Origin of the sequence: Streptomyces sp. NPDC051172 (genome assembly GCF_040682555.1) — a bacterium.
Lineage (GTDB): Bacteria > Actinomycetota > Actinomycetes > Streptomycetales > Streptomycetaceae > Streptomyces.
Genome location: NZ_JBFBBE010000189.1, coordinates 1 through 1,497 on the forward strand (window position 1 = coordinate 1; position 1,497 = coordinate 1,497).

General features: G+C 67.9%; 2 protein-coding genes. One reads left to right on the forward strand and one right to left on the reverse strand.

Annotated features, from left to right (window positions below):
- Positions 1–92 precede the first annotated feature (92 nt).
- Positions 93–1,088 carry an ISL3 family transposase gene (locus AB0N07_RS47510; RefSeq protein ID WP_365846676.1) on the reverse strand — a complete coding sequence of 332 codons (996 nt, stop codon included), beginning with the start codon at positions 1,086–1,088 and terminating at the stop codon, positions 93–95.
- 66 nt (positions 1,089–1,154) lie between these two features.
- Between AB0N07_RS47510 and AB0N07_RS47515 the strand changes: the two genes are divergently transcribed.
- On the forward strand, positions 1,155–1,448 hold the full coding sequence (locus AB0N07_RS47515; RefSeq protein ID WP_365846696.1) for a DUF397 domain-containing protein: 294 nt from the start codon (positions 1,155–1,157) through the stop codon (positions 1,446–1,448).
- The last annotated feature ends 49 nt before the right edge of the window (positions 1,449–1,497 follow it).

The following is a 1,497-nucleotide window of genomic DNA, read 5'->3' on the forward strand; positions in this document are numbered from 1 at the left end:
TCCTCCGGATACGGAGACTTCCGTCCCACCAGGACACCCTTCCTCGGATCTGCAAGATCCATTGTCAGCGTGTCCACACCGCCGGGGGCACCTCATTCCTTGGCGATCCAGGCGGTCAGCAGCGTCTGTCCGATCTTCCCTTCGTCCAGCAGCGGGTTCCACATCTTCGCGAACTGCTCGTCGGTGAGGTCCTCGCGGTTGCGCAGCAGACGCCTGCGGGCCTTCCATTCCGGGTCGGTTGCGCGTCCGCGTCGTCCGCGGAGTTCGGCGGCGGTGCGGCGCCGCACCAGGGACAGCATCTTGTTGGCGAGCTGCACGATGTGGAAATGGTCGACCACGACGGTGGCGTGGGGCAGGCCGGTGCGGATCGCGGCCCGGTAGGTGGCCGACATGTCGATGGCCACGTGCCGGATGCTGTTGCGCCAGGTCAGGGGTGTGGTCGACAGCCAGGCCAGCACGTCGGCGACGGTGCGGCCCTCGATCTGGCCGAGCAGTCCGCCGCAGCCGTGTGCGTCGACGAACCCGGTGTGCCACCGGTCCCTGGTCAGCTGCCACTTGCCGCTGTCCGGATGCTTTTCCCAACGGGGCCGTCCGCGCCGCGTCTCATCGATGCCCAGCACCTCGACCTCGGGCAGCGGTGCTTCGAGGACCTGCCGGGAGGCGGCCTTGAAGGCGTCCATCACGGTCGGCCAGGACAGGTGCAGATCGCGGGCGGCCTGGATGACCGTGGAACCGGCGTCCCGTATCCGGCCCCCGGCCGCACTGCGCAGTCTCCCGGTCAGCCGGGCGCCGGCCGGGATCTGCGGGATCTGCTCGGTGAACGACTTGCGAGGACAGGCCGGTTCGCGGCACCACCAGCGCCGCTTGTGCCACACGAACTCCAGCCCGCGCTCGCCGTAAGGGAGGTCTCGGGGCCGGGTGGTCGCGGAGCCTTTCACCCGGGACGCGAAGACCCCGCAGGCCGGACAGGCCCGGGCCGAGGCATCCGCCGTGGCCAGGTGGACCCGGCGCCCACCGTCCTCGCACCGCTCGACCCGTATGACGGACACCCCGTCGAGGTCGAGCAGCAACGTCGTATCGTTGACCAAGCCCGTGGCTCCCCAGTGATCCTTCTGCGTAGAGAACAGAAATGATCACCCAGGACCACGGGCGCCCTGCATCCAGGGCCGACAACCACCCGCCACACCACGGACCGTGACGTTCAGTCAGCACACACCCAACGCGCACCGCTCAACTTTGAAGACCCGCTATACGACCAAGAACTCAATGGTGCGGTCTGGCGCAAGGTCACAGCCGGTGGAGCCGAGAACGACTGCGTCGAGGTCGTCGAACTGCCATACGGTGCACGGGCCGTACGTGATTCGAAGAACCCTGAGCGGGAACCTCTTCGGTTCACCGTGTCGGAGTGGGCAGCGTTCCGGGCGGGTGTGATCGCAGGCGAGCTCTGAGCACGGAGACGCGAGCAGGGCGGGCCGGTGGTTCTCTAAGAACCACCGG